General features: G+C 68.2%; 1 protein-coding gene. It reads left to right on the plus strand.

Translation table 11 applies throughout. The features are described 5' to 3' along the window. Window positions 1-255 (plus strand): hypothetical protein (locus ACLQ2R_RS39700; protein WP_425966567.1); only part of this gene is annotated, 255 nt, incomplete at both ends.

Genomic DNA, 255 nt, shown 5'->3' on the forward strand with positions numbered 1-255 from the left:
ACGTGATCACCGCCGAGAAGGCGGGCGTGGTGGAGGAGGTCTCCGCCGACTACGTCACGGTCATGAACGACGACGGCTCGCGGACGACCTATCGGGTGGCGAAGTTCGGGCGCTCCAACCAGGGCACCTGCTTCAACCAGAAGCCGATCGTGGCCGAGGGCGACCGCGTCGAGGCCGGCCAGGTCGTGGCCGACGGGCCGTGCACCGACAGCGGTGAGATGGCGCTGGGCAAGAACCTGCTGGTGGCGTTCATGC

Source organism: Streptosporangium sp. DT93 (assembly GCF_049844535.1).
Taxonomy (GTDB): Bacteria; Actinomycetota; Actinomycetes; order Streptosporangiales; family Streptosporangiaceae; genus Streptosporangium.